The organism is Microbacterium murale, from assembly GCF_014635185.1.
Lineage (GTDB): Bacteria > Actinomycetota > Actinomycetes > Actinomycetales > Microbacteriaceae > Microbacterium > Microbacterium murale.
On the sequence record NZ_BMCM01000001.1, the window covers coordinates 1229664 to 1245158 of the forward strand.

18 protein-coding genes are annotated in these 15495 nt (G+C 67.7%); 7 read left to right on the top strand and 11 right to left on the bottom strand.

Features of this window, described 5'->3' with window-relative positions; all coding sequences use genetic code 11:
- The first annotated feature begins 37 nt into the window (after nucleotides 1-37).
- Nucleotides 38-688 carry a TetR/AcrR family transcriptional regulator gene (locus IEV67_RS05985; RefSeq protein ID WP_188435598.1) on the top strand — a complete coding sequence of 217 codons (651 nt, stop codon included), beginning with the start codon at nucleotides 38-40 and terminating at the stop codon, nucleotides 686-688.
- A gap of 11 nt (nucleotides 689-699) precedes the next feature.
- Here IEV67_RS05985 and IEV67_RS05990 read toward each other — a convergent pair whose 3' ends face one another.
- The 3 genes from IEV67_RS05990 to IEV67_RS06000 all read right to left on the bottom strand — a co-directional run bounded on the left by IEV67_RS05990 (nucleotide 700) and on the right by IEV67_RS06000 (nucleotide 2633).
- Entirely contained in the window at nucleotides 700-1458 is a 759-nt protein-coding gene (locus tag IEV67_RS05990; RefSeq protein ID WP_188435599.1) for a ribonuclease H family protein, read from the bottom strand.
- A gap of 22 nt (nucleotides 1459-1480) precedes the next feature.
- A complete protein-coding gene (locus IEV67_RS05995; protein WP_188435600.1) occupies nucleotides 1481-1972 on the bottom strand; it encodes a hypothetical protein in 492 nt (163 codons plus the stop codon).
- A 103-nt stretch (nucleotides 1973-2075) separates the two neighbouring features.
- Nucleotides 2076-2633, bottom strand: coding sequence for a TetR/AcrR family transcriptional regulator (locus IEV67_RS06000; RefSeq protein WP_188435601.1), 558 nt, complete (start codon nucleotides 2631-2633; stop codon nucleotides 2076-2078).
- Nucleotides 2634-2670: 37 nt separating this feature from the next.
- Here IEV67_RS06000 and IEV67_RS06005 point away from each other — a divergent pair, with 37 nt between their 5' ends.
- Nucleotides 2671-3873, top strand: coding sequence for an FAD-dependent monooxygenase (locus IEV67_RS06005; RefSeq protein WP_229702789.1), 1203 nt, complete (start codon nucleotides 2671-2673; stop codon nucleotides 3871-3873).
- Nucleotides 3874-3950: 77 nt separating this feature from the next.
- Here the strand turns inward: IEV67_RS06005 and IEV67_RS06010 are convergent, their stop codons facing one another.
- Nucleotides 3951-4166, bottom strand: coding sequence for a hypothetical protein (locus IEV67_RS06010; protein WP_188435603.1), 216 nt, complete (start codon nucleotides 4164-4166; stop codon nucleotides 3951-3953).
- Nucleotides 4167-4173: 7 nt separating this feature from the next.
- Entirely contained in the window at nucleotides 4174-5076 is a 903-nt protein-coding gene (locus IEV67_RS06015; protein ID WP_188435604.1) for a VOC family protein, read from the bottom strand.
- 129 nt (nucleotides 5077-5205) lie between these two features.
- Between IEV67_RS06015 and IEV67_RS06020 the strand changes: the two genes are divergently transcribed.
- Complete coding sequence (locus IEV67_RS06020) at nucleotides 5206-6291, top strand: mechanosensitive ion channel family protein (RefSeq protein WP_188435605.1); 1086 nt, start codon at nucleotides 5206-5208, stop codon at nucleotides 6289-6291.
- Between the two features lie 124 nt (nucleotides 6292-6415).
- Here IEV67_RS06020 and IEV67_RS06025 read toward each other — a convergent pair whose 3' ends face one another.
- Together IEV67_RS06025 and IEV67_RS06030 are read right to left on the bottom strand one after the other, a co-directional pair.
- Nucleotides 6416-6799 (bottom strand): protealysin inhibitor emfourin, encoded by a 384-nt coding sequence (locus IEV67_RS06025; protein WP_188435606.1) that lies wholly within the window; start codon nucleotides 6797-6799, stop codon nucleotides 6416-6418.
- Nucleotides 6774-7826 carry a M4 family metallopeptidase gene (locus IEV67_RS06030; protein ID WP_188435607.1) on the bottom strand — a complete coding sequence of 351 codons (1053 nt, stop codon included), beginning with the start codon at nucleotides 7824-7826 and terminating at the stop codon, nucleotides 6774-6776. Before IEV67_RS06030 ends, IEV67_RS06025 begins: the two co-directional genes overlap by 26 nt.
- A gap of 78 nt (nucleotides 7827-7904) precedes the next feature.
- Between IEV67_RS06030 and IEV67_RS06035 the strand changes: the two genes are divergently transcribed.
- Nucleotides 7905-9422 (top strand): SDR family NAD(P)-dependent oxidoreductase, encoded by a 1518-nt coding sequence (locus IEV67_RS06035; protein ID WP_188435608.1) that lies wholly within the window; start codon nucleotides 7905-7907, stop codon nucleotides 9420-9422.
- A 144-nt stretch (nucleotides 9423-9566) separates the two neighbouring features.
- Here the strand turns inward: IEV67_RS06035 and IEV67_RS06040 are convergent, their stop codons facing one another.
- Nucleotides 9567-9905, bottom strand: coding sequence for a winged helix-turn-helix transcriptional regulator (locus IEV67_RS06040; RefSeq protein ID WP_188435609.1), 339 nt, complete (start codon nucleotides 9903-9905; stop codon nucleotides 9567-9569).
- Between the two features lie 76 nt (nucleotides 9906-9981).
- Between IEV67_RS06040 and IEV67_RS06045 the strand changes: the two genes are divergently transcribed.
- Nucleotides 9982-10638 (top strand): FMN-dependent NADH-azoreductase, encoded by a 657-nt coding sequence (locus IEV67_RS06045; protein WP_188435610.1) that lies wholly within the window; start codon nucleotides 9982-9984, stop codon nucleotides 10636-10638.
- Between the two features lie 117 nt (nucleotides 10639-10755).
- On the opposite strand, the gene IEV67_RS06050 is transcribed toward IEV67_RS06045, so the two are convergent.
- Entirely contained in the window at nucleotides 10756-11913 is a 1158-nt protein-coding gene (locus IEV67_RS06050; protein ID WP_188435611.1) for an epoxide hydrolase family protein, read from the bottom strand.
- A 61-nt stretch (nucleotides 11914-11974) separates the two neighbouring features.
- Here IEV67_RS06050 and IEV67_RS06055 point away from each other — a divergent pair, with 61 nt between their 5' ends.
- The gene (locus IEV67_RS06055; protein WP_188435612.1) at nucleotides 11975-12931 is read left to right on the top strand and encodes a helix-turn-helix transcriptional regulator; all 957 of its coding nucleotides are present in this window, start codon (nucleotides 11975-11977) and stop codon (nucleotides 12929-12931) included.
- 4 nt (nucleotides 12932-12935) lie between these two features.
- Here IEV67_RS06055 and IEV67_RS06060 read toward each other — a convergent pair whose 3' ends face one another.
- Both IEV67_RS06060 and IEV67_RS06065 read right to left on the bottom strand, forming a co-directional pair.
- The gene (locus IEV67_RS06060) at nucleotides 12936-14000 is read right to left on the bottom strand and encodes a sensor histidine kinase (RefSeq protein ID WP_306440978.1); all 1065 of its coding nucleotides are present in this window, start codon (nucleotides 13998-14000) and stop codon (nucleotides 12936-12938) included.
- A gap of 10 nt (nucleotides 14001-14010) precedes the next feature.
- Nucleotides 14011-14685 carry a response regulator transcription factor gene (locus IEV67_RS06065; RefSeq protein WP_188435614.1) on the bottom strand — a complete coding sequence of 225 codons (675 nt, stop codon included), beginning with the start codon at nucleotides 14683-14685 and terminating at the stop codon, nucleotides 14011-14013.
- Between the two features lie 117 nt (nucleotides 14686-14802).
- Between IEV67_RS06065 and IEV67_RS06070 the strand changes: the two genes are divergently transcribed.
- The gene (locus IEV67_RS06070) at nucleotides 14803-15480 is read left to right on the top strand and encodes a M15 family metallopeptidase (RefSeq protein ID WP_188435615.1); all 678 of its coding nucleotides are present in this window, start codon (nucleotides 14803-14805) and stop codon (nucleotides 15478-15480) included.
- The last annotated feature ends 15 nt before the right edge of the window (nucleotides 15481-15495 follow it).

A 15495-nucleotide genomic window follows, 5' to 3' on the forward strand; every position in this document is an offset into this window, starting at 1 on the left:
AGCCAAACGCTCGCCGTGTCGAGGGAAACGAGAGACGATGACGAACAGCGTGACCGAGCCGGTCGTGCGAAAGCGCGATGCCGAGCGGACCCGCGCCGAGCTGCTCGAAGTCGCCACCGAGGCCTTCGCCGAATCAGGCTACGCCGGCACGCGCGTCGACGAGATCGCCGAACGCACGAAGACGACGAAGCGGATGATCTACTACTACTTCGGCGGCAAGGAGCAGCTCTACCTCGCGGTGCTGGAGAACGCCTATCGCGGCATCCGCGAGAAGGAGCAGTCGATCCACGCGGGTGATCTGGCGCCGGTGGAAGCGCTGCGGCAGATCGCCGAACTGACGTACGACCATCATCGCAATCACTCCGACTTCATCCGCCTGGTGTCGATCGAGAACATCCACCACGGCGAGTTCATCAAGCGTCTCGATGGCCTGCGCACGGTGAACCAACCGGCCGTCGCCGTGCTGGAGACCGTACTCGAGCGCGGACGCGCCGAGGGGAGCGTGCGGGCAGACGTCGATGCGCTCGACGTGCACCTGCTGATCAGCTCGTACTGCTTCTTCCAGGTCGCCAACCAGCACACCTTCGGCTACCTCTTCGACCGCGACCTGCTCGCCGAGGATCGCCGGGAGCACTTCCGATCCATGATCGGCGACGTCGTCGTGGCGTGGTTGACGGCTGAGGTGTGACGACCGGCGGGTCAGATCATTCGGCGCAACGCCTCTTCCAGCGAGATGCCCTGAGCCTCGGCGCGGGTGCGAAGGCGGGACAGCTCAGTGGGCGATAGCGTCAGGTGGATCTCGACCGGCGCCACGTCGGCCGTATCGTCCAGACCGTCGAGCAGATCGGATGCTTCGGCCCACAGTGGCAGCGTCATCGGGGTGCCGGACCCTTCGACAAGCTCAGGGACCGGCTGGTGTGCGGGCTCAGGGAGCGACGGGCCTGCTGCCGCGGCCACTGCGGCCGATGCGGCGACGGCGGCTCCGGCATCCGTCGCCATCGTGAACCCTGGTCCGCGTCGCGGTTCCTGCTTCGCCTGATAGGCCTTCGCCGCCGCGTTCGCGCGTTCGTCGGCGGCCTCGTTGAGGTCGTGGCCGGCATGCCCCTTGACCCACTCGAACCGCACGTCGCGGCCGCGCATCGCCTCATCCAACGACTCCATCAGCTCGCGGTTGAGCACCGGGGCGCCATCGGCCTTGCGCCATCCGCGGCGCTTCCATCCCGGCATCCACTTGGTGATCGAGTCGATCACGTACTTGCTGTCGCACATGATCAGCAGCGGCTCGTCGGTCCCGGCTGAGGCACGCAGCAGTTCGAGCACGGCCTGCAGCTCGCCCTGGTTGTTGGTGCCGTGCGGTGACCCGCCCGCCGCCCAGTTCGCGTCGTCGATGTACCAGGCCCAGCCATTCGGGCCGGGGTTGCCCAGGGCGGAGCCGTCTGCGGCGGCGATGATCGTCATCCTTCAACCGTATCGGCGATGACTACTGCCATTCGATCGCCACGATCGTCGTGCGCACCACACCGCCTTCCGCCGGAGACTCGTACCTGACCGGCATCCCAGGGTGCTTCACCGAGAACCAGAACGTCGCGGCTTCCGCTTCCGGGGTTTCGCGCACGTCATAGCGAAGGCAGTCGACCGTGCCGATCGGCAGCGACAGCGTCTCACTCGACAGCACGGTGCGATCTGCCGGGAACGCGGCGTGCGCCTGCAGATCCCGCCACGCCACCCGCGCACTGGAGATCTCGCCCTGGACGACTCCGTCCGCGCCGGAACTCCACCGATCGAGGGTCGCGCCGTCGGCATCCGTCTCGCGAAAACGGTTCACGCGGAACTGCTGAGATCCCTGCGGCTCTTCGACCAGAACGCGGATCGTCTTGCCATTGCCGGTCGCCGCACGGATCTCATCAGCGGTGAAGGGCGTCGCAAGGAGACCAGGGCCGATGACATGAGCGTCGGGTTCGGAATCGATCATGGTCCCATTCTGCCGTCGAGGCTCGCGGGCATGGGATGCGCTCACGCCCGATCTCGTCGAGGAAGTAGTCGGTGCTCTCCGGATAGCTCGTGTCAGGAAGACGCTACCGCAGCATCGAAAGGAGGTGAGCGGCGACCTGCGCGGGCGTGAGGGCGGTCATCGCCGGCAGATGCAGCACGTACCGCGCGAAGATCACCCCGACGATCGCGGTCGCCATGCGTCTGGCGCGTTCCTGTCCGAATTCCGTGGCCAGCGCGGTGAACACGGTGTTCTGCAAGTACGACATCAGCGCGGGTGAGCGCTCATCACCGGTCGCGAGGCGGCGGGCGAATTCGACGAGCCGTGCACCGTTGTCGGGATGCTCCCACACCCGGACGAGTCCGTGCACGAGCCGGGCCAGGTCGATGTGTCCGTCCTCATCCGTCGCCGCCGCGACCACCTGATGCGGCGCCGCCCGCAACGACACGGCCGCCGCGACGAGCGCGTCACGTGAGCCGAAATGGTAATTGACCAGGGAGTGACTCACGCCCACCTCGGCTGCCAGCGCTCGCGTGGATATCGAAGGCAGGTCGCCCGCCTCGAAGTGCGCATGGGCAGCATCCAACAGGCGTCGGCGAGCCGTGGCATCCCCGCGCGGACGGCCTGCGCGTTTATTGACCATGCTCGCATCCTGGCACGCGCCGAGGGATCGTGGACCCATGACCACCCACATCGACACCGACTGCGTGATCGTCGGCGGCGGACCCGCCGGGCTCATGATGGCGCTCCTTCTGCTGCGTCAGGGACTCGAGGTCACCGTCGCCGAGAAGCATGCCGACTTCCTCCGCGACTTCCGCGGCGACACCATCCACCCCTCCACCCAGGACCTGCTCGCGGACCTCGGCCTGCTCGACGAGTTCCTCGCCCGGCCTCATGACGACATGCCTCGCGTGCGCCTGAGCTGGCAGGGCGCCGAGCTGACCCTCGCCGACTTCACCAGGCTTCCCACCCGCCGCAAGGTCATGACGTTCATGCCGCAGTGGGACTTCCTCGACCTGCTCGCGGACACCGCGGCGCAGCATCCGGGATTCCGCCTGCTCCGCTCGACCCGCATCGACGGTCTGACCCGCGAGCGCGGTGACGAGGCCGGGCGCGGCCGCATCACGGGCGTCACCGGATCCGGTCCAGACGGCGACGTCACCATCCGCGCGCGCCTCGTCATCGACGCGTCCGGTCGCGACTCCGAGATCCGCGCCGCCGCCGGGCTCACCCCGGTCGGCAGCGCCGCGGCCATGGATGTGCTGTGGTTCCGTCTCACCAGGTGCGCCGACGAGTCGTACCCCTTCATCCAGGCCGGCGACGGAATGATCATCACGATCGATCGCGGCGGATTCTTCCAGATCGCGCACGTCATCCCCGCCGGCACGTGGACCGGCTCGGACGACGACCTCGTACTGATGCGGGAGCGCATCGCGCGCATCTCGCCGCGCATGGCGGATGCCGTCGCCGCCGTCACGGCCGACGACGTGCACCTGCTGCGGGTACGGCTCGAGCGGCTGCGTCGCTGGTACGCCGACGGGATGCTGTGCATCGGCGACTCCGCGCACGCGATGTCGCCGGCGGGAGGGGTCGGCATAAACCTCGCGATTCAGGATGCTGTCGCCGCCGCCCGCATCCTCGAGCCGGTGCTGCGTGGGCGCCCGCCACGGGCGAAGGACCTGCGCCGCGTGCAGCGCCGCCGCACCTGGCCGGTGCGGATCACCCAGTTCGTGCAGCGACGGCTGCAGGGCCCGCTGATCGCGTCGCGCGCACCGGGAGCGTCATTGCCGTTCCCTCTGCGGATGCTGCGCGATCATCCGCGGCTCACCTACGTGACCGGCAGGTTCGTCGGGTTGGGAGCCCGGCCGGAGTCGATCGGGTGAGGGTCGCAGATCGTTTCGACTCGCTCTGCTCGCTCAACGCGTTTCGTCTCGCTGCGCTCGCTCAACGACCCGCGGGGCTAGTCCTCCGGTTCGCCGTCGGTCTGCTCGGCGGCATCCTCAAGAACAGGAGCGACGGGGAACACGATCGACGTGGTCTGCGCACCCAGCCCGATCTCGAGCGGATCGACGGCGACGGTGTCGTCGAGCCTGTCGACGGCATCCTGATCCAAGGGCTCGCCGGGCAGCGATGCCCAGGGGCCCGGGTCGTCGGGTTTCTGCGTGAAAAGTCCCATGAGCTCCTCAGAAGTCGGCGATGATGAGCTTCTTCATCTCCATCATCTTCGTGTACGAACCAGGGCGTTGCATGAGTTCGCCTATGTTCTCCGGAACGATCTGCCAGCTCAGGCCATAGCGGTCGGCGAGCCAGCCGCACACCTCCGCCTCCGGCGCGGTGGTCAGCGCATTCCAGTAGTGGTCGAGCTCGTCCTGATCGGCGACGCGCACTTCGAGCGAGACGCCACAGGAGAATGTGACGTCCTGCTCGACACCCGAGTCCATCATCGAGAACCACTGCCCGGCAAGCAGGAACTCGCCGAACATCACGCTGCCGGCATCCGCCGGGCCGGTCTGCGTCGGGTACTCGGCGATGAAGCCGACCTCGGCCTCGGGGAACAACGATGTGTAGAACTCCGCCGCCTCGCGTGCCTTGTTCTGTACCGGCCCGCAGAACATCAGCTGCGGGATCAGGAACGGCCGTGGCTCGCCCTCAGGGTTCGCCAGCAGCAGCTGCCAGTTGACGCCGTAGCGATCCTCGACCCACCCGTAGCACGGGCTGAACGGGTACTCACCGAGCTCCATCCGCACTGCACCGCCGTCGGAGAGCTTCGCCCAGGTCTCGTCGAGGCTGGCGCGCGCGGCGTCGCGGTCGCCATCGAACCGCAGCGGATCGAAGTTGAGCATGAACGACACGGACGCGTTCGGGCGGAACTCGTCACCGGCGTTGATCAGCGTGAGCAGATAGCCGTCGATCACGAGGTCGACGGTCAGGGTCCTGCCGCTGAAGTCGGCCTGCCAGTCGGGCACGTCCTCCGGGTACTGTGCACCGACGATCGCCGTGGCACCGGGGAAGACATCGGTGTAGAACTCGCCGGCCTCATCGGCGTTCTGATTGAACCAGAGGTTCGGCACGATCTTCTGCGACATGACAGCTCCTTTGCTGCGGACGGTTCGCCTGTCTGATCCGGCGCACCCTCATCGAATCCAGAGTGCGCCGCCGATGCCCGCGAAACAAGGGGCTTCTCACGGCCTGACGCACTTGTCTAGGGTGGGACGATGCCTTCTTTCTTCGGCTCGATTGCATCCGCCGGTTCTGACGTGGGCTGGGCCGCGTGGGTGGAGGCGATCGTCGCCCTGCTCATCGCTGTCGCGATCGTGGCGGTGGTCGTCATCGGCGTCCGGTTCGGGGCCGGTCGCGCCCGTGGACGCTCGGCGTGGATCGGCGAACTCGAGCGCCGCATCCGCGTGCCAGGGATGATCCTCGCGTTCCTGATCGCGGTATGGATCACGTGCGCGGTCACTGCACCATCAACTCTGTCGTGGTGGCCGGTGTTGCAGCGCATTCTGCTGATCGCGGTCGTGCTCGTCGGCGCATGGCTGCTGTCGACGGTCGTCACGTTCGGCATGGAACGGCTCATGCAGTACGACAGCCGCCGCGACGCCACGAGCCCTGAGGCTCGGCGGCGCCAGACGCAGCTGACCGTCCTGAACCGTCTCGCTGTCGTGCTGATCTCGATCATCGCGATCGGTGCCGTGCTGTTCTCCTTCCCCGAGGTCAGAGCGGTGGGCACCAGCATCCTGGCGTCCGCCGGCGTCGTCAGCATCATCGCCGGGCTCGCCGCGCAGTCCACCCTCGGCAACCTCATCGCGGGTGTGCAGATCGCGTTCACGGATGCCATCCGCGTCGGCGACGTCGTCGTCATCGAGGGCGAGTGGGGCCGCATCGGCGAGATCAACCTGTCATACGTCGTCGTCTACATCTGGGACGAGCGGCGACTCATCCTGCCGTGCACCTACTTCACGTCCCAGCCCGTCGAGAGCTGGACGAGGCGATCGGAGAAGATCCTCGGCACCGTCTACATGGACCTCGACTGGCGGGTGCCGGTGGATGCTGTGCGCGAGAAGTTCATGGAGATCATCGAGGCCTCGGACGCCTGGGACCGGCGCTCGGCGAACGTGCTGGTCACCGGATCAGAGGGCGGACACGTCACGCTGCGCTTCAAGATCTCGGCCGCGAACTCCGATGACCAGTGGGATCTGCGCTGCCTCGTGCGGGAGAAGATCATGACCTGGCTGCAGCAGGAGCATCCGGAGGCCCTGCCCGTCACCCGGGTGACGTTGGAGGGCAGCTCGGATCGCTGAGCGAGGTACACCTGTCGGTCGATTTCTACGGATGTCGGTCAGGATCGGCGATTTCGACCGACAGATGTGGATCTCGACCGACGAGTGTGCCGAAATGGGGAGTCGAACCTCGGTATGTTGTGGATCACGGTGCCGTGGCCGCGCGAACCGCCTCGACCAGTTGCCGCCACGGACCTTCGAGGGCCGACTCGGGCAGCTCGCGCTCAAGCTGCGCCGCGGGCGTGCGGGCCTGGATGCTCCAGACAAAGCGGTCTGCTCCGCGCGGGGGCGAGTCGGACGGGGACGGACTGGGCAGGGGCGAGCCGGACGACGAACGGCTGGACTCTGACGAATCCGGTGCATCCCACGGACAGCGATCGATCAACTCGATCCAGCGGGGCGCCTCTTCGCGGGGCGGTTCGACCTGCCAGCGCCGCCTGATGCCGGCCACACCGCCGGTGCGGATGACGATGATGAGGAAGCCGGGCTCCTCGTCCGGATGATCACTCGGCGGGGCTACGTCGCGCATCCTCCAAGACTCCCACGGTGGTCCACGCTGCGCGAGTGGCTGTGGCGACCTCTTCATCGACGGCGGCGGCGATCGTCGCATCCGCGAATTCTCGGAAACTCGCCGTACTCACCAGACCGCCGGTCAGGGCCTTGTACCAGGTGAGACCCGCGCGCTCCCACGCGTTGCCGCCGAGCGTCGTCGCCGTGAGGGCGAACGCGCGGTTCGGGATGCCGGAGTTGATGTGCACGCCGCCGTTGTCCTCCGTCGTCTGCACGAAGTCGCTCATGTGCGCGGGCTGCGGATCCTTTCCGAGCTCATCGTCGTCGTACGCGGTGCCGGGTTCGAGCATCGACCGCAAGGCTGTGCCCTGCACCTCTTCGGTGAAGATGCCTGCGCCGATCAACCAGCTCGCCTGGTCTGCGGTCTGCCCTTCGCTGTACTGCTCGGTGAGCGCGCCGAACACGTCGGCGATCGACTCGTTGAGCGCACCGGGCTGGCCCTGGTACTCGAGGCCGGCGGTGTGCTGGATGACGCCGTGCGCGAGTTCATGGCCGATGACGGTGATCGAACCGGTGAAGCCGCGGAACACCTCGCCGTCGCCGTCGCCGAAGACCATGCGCTCGCCGTCCCAGAAGGCGTTGTCGTAGTCGACGCCGTAGTGCACCGTCGCATCCAGAGGGGCGCCGGCACCGTCGAGGGAGTTGCGCTGGAATGCGCCGAGCAGCATCTCGAACGTCGCGCCGAGTCCGTCGAATGCCTCATTCACCGACGCGTCGTCGACGGCGGCATCGTCTTCAGCGCGTACGACGACGCCCGGCAGCGTCTCGGAGTTCTGCGCGTCGCTGATCGTGCGGTTCGGAGCATCCGACAGCTCGGCGACGAGATCACCCTGGTCGTCGATCGAGAGATTGATGCGCGCGCGGAAGGTCGGACGGCCGGCGAGCAGGGTCTGACGCGCGGCATCCGCCGCCCGGGGAAAGCGCCCCGACTCGGCCAGGCGGGCGAGGAGGTATGCCGGGATGATGCCGTACGCGCTGTCGTTCATACCGGCGACGATACGCCGGGGTGGAGACACTGTCACTCGCGGCGGCTTCTCCCAGCCCACTCGCGTAAAATCAGCCCAATGACCGATGCGCCCGCTGCCGACACCTCTGAATTCGGCGACGGCCTCGACCCGACTGATCTCGAGACGGTGCTGCGCGTACTCGCCTCGATGGACCAGCTCGATGAGCAGCATCCCGACTACGTCGCCGTCCGCCGCGCGACCGCAGCGATGTTCAAGGCCGTCAAGCGCGTGCGCCGCAAGGAGATCCGCGACGCGATCGCCGAGGCCGACAAGGCCGTCGTCGCGAACACCGCCACCGGCGCCCCCGACCGCATCGACGACGAGACCCGCGGCAACGATCTGAAGACGACGGTGGATGCTCCGATCGCGGGCGAGCTGCTCAAGCCCCGCAACTGCTACATCTGCAAGCAGCCGTATACGCTCGTCGACGCCTTCTACCACCAGCTCTGCCCCGACTGCGCGCGCTTCAGCCACGGCAAGCGCAACGCCCGCACCGACCTGAGCGGCAAGCGTGCACTGCTCACCGGCGGCCGGGCGAAGATCGGCATGCACATCGCGCTGCGGCTGCTGCGCGACGGAGCGCACACGACCATCACCACGCGGTTCCCGCGCGACGCCGTTCGGCGGTTCTCGTCCCTGCCGGACTCGGCCGACTGGCTGCACCGCCTGCGCGTGGTCGGCATCGACCTGCGCGACCCCGCCCAGGTGATCGCGCTCGCCGATTCGGTCGCGGCCCAGGGGCCGCTCGACATCCTCATCAACAACGCCGCGCAGACCGTCAGGCGCTCGCCGGGTGCGTATTCCTTGTTGGCGGATGCTGAGATGCAGCCGTTGCCCGACGGACCGCTGCCCGAGATGGAGACCTTCGGGCACACGGTCGATCCGCACCCACAGGCGCTGCAGGCGTCCGTCGACTCGAATCCGCTGCTCTCGGTCGCGGCTCTCGGCGGCACCGTGGCGGAGCAGGGTGGCCAGGCGCTGACGGCCGAAGACCTCGCCAGGCTCGCGATGGCACCGGGGTCGTCGTCGCTGGAGAAGCACGCCGACGGCAGCGCGATCGACGCCGGCGGACTCGTCCCAGACATCAACCGCGTCAACAGCTGGGTGCAGTCGGTCGAGCAGGTCGATCCGCTCGAGATGCTCGAGGTGCAGCTCGCGAACACCACCGCGCCGTTCCTTCTGATCAGCCGGCTGCGGGCGTCGATGGCCGCGTCCTCCGCGCACCGCAAGTACGTGGTGAACGTCTCCGCGATGGAGGGGCAGTTCTCGCGCCGTTACAAAGGCCCTGGACACCCGCACACCAACATGGCCAAGGCGGCACTGAACATGCTCACGCGCACCAGTGCCGGCGAGATGCTCGAGACCGACGGCATCCTGATGACCGCCGTCGACACCGGCTGGATCACGGATGAGCGCCCGCACCACACCAAGGTGCGCCTCGCCGAGGAGGGCTTCCACGCCCCGCTCGACCTCGTCGACGGCGCCGCGCGTGTGTACGACCCGATCGTGCAGGGCGAGGCAGGCGTCGATGTGCACGGGGTGTTCCTGAAGGACTACAAGCCGAACCCGTGGTGAGCCGGGCGGCGGTGAGGCGGGCGGGTGTGCCGGCATCCGCTCTGTTAGGCACGTCGGAGGGTGTTGCACCTGACGGACCTTTTCGGCTGAATCCTCCGACATCCGTAACATGCTCCGACGGATGCAACAGGGCGGCCTCGCCACTCAGTGCGCGGGGACCTCGAGGTTCGCTGACGCCCACTGGCCGAGCTGGCTGAGGATGGGCAGCAGCCCCTCGCCGCTTGCAGTCAGCGCGTATGACACCGTGACCGGAGGGCCGGCGTCGACGGTGCGGGCGACGAGTCCCGCCTGAGTGAGCTCGGCGAGTCGGTCTGAGAGCACGGTGTCGCTGATGCCGGCGACAGCGCGGCGCAGGGCGACGAAGGTCGAAGGTCCGCCGCCGAGGGTCGACACGATCATGCCGTTCCAGCGTTTTCCGAGCACGCTGAACGCCAGCGTGACTGCGGCGTCACACATCTGGATCTCGGTCTCGGCCTCGGCCATGCCCCCATCATACCTGTGCTACGTTAACGCAAGTCGCTAAGAAAAACCTAGCGACTCCGAAAACGAAAGGTCTCGCATGTCCCTGTTCCGTCTGGATGCCAGCATCCTCCCCGCCACATCCGCCAGCCGCTCGCTCGCCGATCTCGTGGAGGCGGAATGGACGGCATCCCACCCCGACTCGATCGTGACCAGGCGCGACCTCGCGGCCGACCCGGTTCCGGCGACGGTGTGGGCGGATGCTGTCACGTCGAAGTTCGTGGCAGAAGACCAGCGCAGCGCGCAGCAGAACGAGGCCCGCGCCCTCGCGACCACGGTCGCCGACGAGCTGATCGACGCCGACGCCCTGCTGTTCGCCGTGCCGCTGTACAACTACGGCGTCTCCCAGCACTTCAAGACCTGGTTCGACCTCGCCTACACCGATCCCCGCATCGACCCGGAGGGCACCGCGTTGAACGGCAAGCCCGCGACGCTGGTCACCGTGCTGGGCGGCAACTACGCGCCCGGTACGCCCAAGGAGGGCTGGGATCACTCCACCGGCTGGCTGCGCCGCGTGCTCGAAGACGTCTGGGGCCTCGACCTGCGCGTCGTGCAGCGCCCGTTCACCCTCGTCGGCGTCAACCCGGCGATGGATGCGTTCACGGATGTCGCGAACGAGCTGAAGGACGAGGCCGAGAAGTCGGCACGTGTGTACGGGCAGGAGCTCGCCGCGACGCGCGGTACCAAGGTCGCCTGAAGCGCCGGCGAATCCGGCCGACACTCTGGGGGTCGGATTCACGGATGTCGGACGATCTTCGCCGATCAGTCCGACATTCGTAATTCCGACCCCCAAGGTGTCCGACAAAAGTCGCGCTCAGCGCAGCTCGCGGAAGAACTCCCGCACGTCCGCCAGCAGCATCTCGGGCTCTTCCAAGGCGGCGAAGTGCCCACCACGACCCTCGACATCCGTCCAGCGGACGATGTTGTTCGCCTTCTCCTCGGCGAAGCGCAGGCCGACGTCGTGCGCGAACACGATCACCGCGGTAGGCACTCCGGAGTTGGAAGGTTCCTCGCCCCAGCCGGCATCCTGCGTATACCCGACGTACGCCGCCGATCCGCCGGTCGCGGTGAACCAGTACAACGAGGCGTTGTCGAACAGGAACTGCTCGCCGATGAGGTCGGCGACCGGCACATCTGCGGGGTGCGTCCACTCCTGGAACTTGTCGTGGATCCACGCGAACTGGGCGACAGGACTGTCCGCCGTCATCGCGCCGATGAGCGCCGGCCGCGTCGACTGGATGGCGATGTAACCGAACTCCTTCTGCATGAACTCGCCGACCCGGCGCATGCGATCCAGCTCGATCGGGGTCAGCGTCGCCGCGGTCGCTTCGTCGACTTCCCCGACGAATGAGCCGACGGATCCGTTCGCGTGCACGCCGATCACTCGGTCGGGCGCGAGGCGCCCCATCTCCGGAGCGACTCCCGCGCCCACATCCCCGCCCTGCGCCGCGAAGCGGTCGTAGCCGAGCCGGGTCATCAGCTTGAGCATCACCACGGCGATGTCACCGGGCTTCCAGTCGCTGCCGACCAACGGCATCGAGAATCCGAAACCCGGATGCGACGGGATCACGACATCGAATGCGTCGGATGCTTCTCCGCCGTGCGCGACCGGATCAGTCAGGGGGCCGATCAGCTGCTCGAACTCGAGGAACGATCCGGGCCAGCCGTGCATCAGCAGCAGCGGCGTCGCGTCAGGATGCGGTGACCGCACATGCACGGCATGGATGTTCTGCCCGTCGATGTTCGTGATGATCTGCGGCAGGGCATTGAGCCGCTCTTCGGTCGCGCGCCAGTCGTGGTCAGCCCAGCGGGCGATGAGGGTCTGCAATTCGGAAGACGGGATGCCGGTGCTGCGGTCGTCGACCGGAAGCGGCGGTGCGAACCGTGCGTTCACGAGTCGCGAGCGGAGGTCTGCGACGGCGGAGTCGGAGATCTCGATACGGAAGGGCTGGACGGTCTCGTTCGTGTTCATGACTTCATCCTCTCGATCTAAAAGGCCATAATGTGTCCTGATAGAGAATGAGGATGAAGCCATGACTCGCACCACCGGCCGCACGCTCGCCCTCCTCTCGCTGCTTCAGGTACGCCGCGAGTGGAGCGGCTCCGAACTGCGCGATCGTCTCGAGGTGAGTGACCGCACGCTGCGCCGCGACATCGATGATCTGCGCGAGCTCGGCTATGGCATCGAGGCGACCCGCGGGCGGCACGGCGGCTACCGACTAGGAGCGGGGGCCGAGGTGCCGCCGCTCGCACTCGCACCGGATGAGTCCGTCGCGATCGCCGTCGGACTGCGGGCGGCGACCGGCAGCGTGGTCACCGGAATGGAGGATGCCGCGGCACGGGCACTCGCGAAGCTCGAGCAGTCGCTGTCGCCGGCGACCAGACAGCAGATCGCCGAGGTCGAGCAGGCGATGGTGCCGCTCGCCGCTGGAGCGACGCCGGACATCGACCTGGGTGTCGTGACCGCCGCGGCGTCGGCCATCGCCGGGCGGATGCGGCTGCGCATCGACTACACGCGTCACGACGGCGTCGACGTACAGCGCGTCATCGAGCCGCATCGGATCGTGCACACCGCCGAGCGCTGGTACCTGATCGCCTGGGTGCCGGAGCATGAGGCATGGCGCACGCTGCGCGTCGACCGCATCCGCCGGCCTGTTCACCTTCGCGAGGAGTTCCCGCGCCGCGACATCCCCGACGACGCGCTCCGCGAGTTCACGACCCGCAGCATCACCACCGCCCCCTACCCCTACCGGGCTCGACTGCGCATGCACGCCCCGGCAGAGGTCGTGTCGCAGCACTTCGACCCCACCGTCGCTGAGGTCGTCGCGGACGGCGATGACACCAGCATCCTCACCGCGGGGTCGCGCTCGCCGGAGGAATTCGCGCTCTACATCGGCATGAGCGGGATCGAGTTCGAGGTGCTCGAAGGCGACGAGGTGCGAGAGGCGCTTCGCGCAGTCGGCGAGCGGATGCTGCGCGCCACCGCGTGACCTCTCACTCGACAGGCAGTCGCACCGTGACGACCAGCCCGCCGCCGTCGCGCGGCGCCAACTCGAGAGTCCCGCCGTGGGCGCGGGTGATCCCCTCGGCGATCGCGAGGCCGAGGCCGGCACCCGCGTGGGCGGCATCCTTGCTCCGGAAGCGGCCCGCACCGCGTTGGAACGGCTCCCGCAGGATGGCGAGAAGATGCGCCGGAATCATCTCTCCGGTGTTCTCGACCACTGCCACCGCGCCGTGAGGAGTCATCTCGGTGCGCACCTCGACGCTGCCGCCGGTCGCGACGTTGTGCACGATCGCGTTGTGGACCAGGTTCACGATGAGCTGCTGCAGCAGCGCCGGAGACCCGTTGACGGCGGCGGTGGTGCCGCGGATGTCGAGCGTCACGCCGCACCGATCGGCGAGCGGATGCAGGCTCTCCACCGCCTCTTCCGCCAGCAGCGACAACTCCACGCGCTCGCGCGTGAACGTGCCACGGTCGGCCCTGGCCAGCAGGAGCAGCGCCTCGGTCAGGGCGATCGCCCGCGCGTTGACGTTCTGCAGACGGTCGATGAGCACGTCGACATCGCGCTCGGGGTCCTCGCGAGCGACCTCGAGCATCGTCTGCGAGATCGCCAACGGCGTCCGCAGCTCGTGCGAGGCGTTCGCAGCGAAGCGCTGCTGCTCCTCGACGTGTGCCTCGAGCCTCGAGAGCATCGTGTCGAACACGTCCGCGAGGTCACGAAACTCATCCTTCGCGCCCGGCATGTCGACGCGATGCGAAAGCGATCCCTCTGCCGCCAGACGGGCGGCCTCGTTGAGACGGGTCAGTGGCGCCAGCATCCGACCGGCGAGAAACCAGCCGCCGATCAGGCCGAGCGCGAGCAGGAAGGCGAGCGCCGCGATCGTGCGCGGGACGAATGCGCGCACCAGATCGGAGCGGTTGGGCACGCGCATGTTCGCGTTGATCTGAACATCCGGGATGTATCGCAGCAGAAACAGATTGACGACCGCCAGGAGCAGGATTCCCGCGATCATGAGGAATCCGGCGTAGCTGAGCGTGAGCTTCAGTCGCGCGCTCATGCCGCGGCGCCTAGCCATCGGCGGCATCCGTGTCGATCCGATACCCCACGCCCGGCACCGTCAGGATCAGCCAGGGTTCGCCGAGGCGCTTGCGCAGCGACGAGACCGTGATGCGCACGGCGTTCGTGAACGGGTCGGCGTTCTCGTCCCACGCGCGCTCGAGCAGCTCTTCGGCGCTGACCACTCCGCCTCCAGCGCTGACCAACACTTCCAGCACCGCGAACTGCTTGCGGGTCAGCGCGACGTAGCGGTCATCTCGATACACCTCGCGGCGGAACGGGTCGAGGCGGAGGCCGGCGATCTCGTGCACCGGCGGGCGGACGTGCGTGCGCCGCCGGTCGAGCGCACGCAGCCGTAACACGAGCTCGCGCAACTCGAACGGCTTGGTGAGGTAGTCGTCGGCGCCGAGTTCGAATCCGGATTCCTTGTCATCGAGGCGGTCGGCGGCCGTGAGCATCAGGATCGGGATGCCGCTGCCGGAGTCGACGATCCATCGGGCGACCTCATCGCCGGACGGGCCGGGTATGTCGCGGTCGAGCACGGCGAGATCGTATGAGTTGATGCTCAGCATCTCGAGCGCGGTGTCACCGTCACCGGCGATGTCGGCGGCGATGGCCTCGAGCCTCAGCCCGTCCCGTACGGCTTCGGCGAGGTAGGGCTCGTCCTCGACGATCAGTACGCGCACGGTGCGGCTCTCATATACCGGGCTCTCATATGCAGAAATCCTACGCACCCGCGCATATCGGGAGCATATGAAGAAACGCATACGGGCCTGCAACCGCTCGCCGGGTTCGCTGGAGGCATGAGAACCACGCATGTGCTCGTCCCTCCGTCGACTTCATCCCCCGAGGTCCGCCGCAGGCAGCGTCGCGCCGTGGCCGCGCTCGTCGTCACGTTGATCGCGCTGGTGATCGCTCTGGTGCTGGTGGTGTCGAACGGCTCGCGGTCACTCGCGGAGATCGCCGGCGGATCCGGGCAGCCGGTCGTGTTCGATCCGGTCGGCGACACGGGCTCCGTCCTCACCTCGGAGCACGGCTACATCGCCGAGGGCGAGGGGCTGTCGGTGTTCGACGAGCAGGCGCCGGCCGTGACCCGGTTGAACCCCGAACTGCTCGATGCGCTGCGCAGGGCGGCGACGGATGCCGGGGCAGACGGTGTCGACTTCGAGATCAACAGCGGCTGGCGCTCCCCGGAGTACCAGAGCTTTCTGCTGCGCGCGGCGGTCGACGACTACGGCTCGGAGGCGGAGGCGGCGCGCTGGGTCGCGACGGCGCAGACCTCGGCGCATGTCTCCGGGGATGCCGTCGACATCGGTCCGCTCACGTCGACCGACTGGCTCGCCCAGCACGGCGCGCGGTACGGGCTGTGCCAGATCTACGGCAACGAATCATGGCATTACGAACTGCGCCCGGATGCCGTCGACGCAGGCTGTCCGCCGGCGTACTCGGATCCGACCGAGGACCCGCGCATGCACGGTTGAACGCATGGTGTCTTG